The following is a 628-nucleotide window of genomic DNA, read 5'->3' as shown; positions in this document are numbered from 1 at the left end:
GAGTCAGGCCTTTTAATTTAACCTTGATCCGTTTGGTATTGTAATACTCGATATATTCCTCAATTTTATCAATCAGTTCATCAGCGTTTTGAAAATGATGCCCATGATACATTTCTGATTTTAATAAGCCGAAAAAGGCTACCAAAACACGGTCAAGCTTTAAATACAATAAAAATAGTCACTGATGCTAACTCAAATAGAGTAGTAACTGCTTTTCCAATTTAGAACAAATAATATAAGGGAGATAATATGAGATTAGTATATTTCGTTTATCAAGATACAAATGCTTATGAACGACAAAGTGATGGTGTTGAGTTCTGCAAAATTCCGAGTTTCATAATGATAAAATTTATTTTTATTGTGATGAATATTCCATGTTTTGGGATTCTATTGATAAAGTTGGAAATCCTAATGATTGTTGTAATTTCTCATTAAAGAGTAGTATTGTCCCAGCTACATTACTAGAAATATCTAACAACGACCTGATATCTTATATTGATACAGTAAAAGAATACGTTATAGAAAATAACAAATTAAGTAAATTAACATATATTCATATAAAATAATTACATCATAAGTGTCTATGATCAAAATTATGTTTTTACCTACTTTTGATGTGACATTTACA

Annotated in this window: 1 protein-coding gene; it reads right to left on the bottom strand. The window is 28.2% G+C overall.

The window, feature by feature from the left end; all coding sequences use genetic code 11:
* On the bottom strand, positions 1-145 hold a 145-nt coding region (locus HMPREF0693_RS19845; protein WP_428829691.1), incomplete at its 3' end, for an IS3 family transposase.
* Between the last annotated feature and the right edge of the window lie 483 nt (positions 146-628).

Origin of the sequence: Proteus mirabilis ATCC 29906, from assembly GCF_000160755.1 — a bacterium.
Taxonomy (GTDB): Bacteria; Pseudomonadota; Gammaproteobacteria; order Enterobacterales; family Enterobacteriaceae; genus Proteus; species Proteus mirabilis.
The sequence above is the reverse complement of the archived record's forward strand: the minus strand, read 5'-3'. Positions and strand labels throughout refer to the sequence as shown.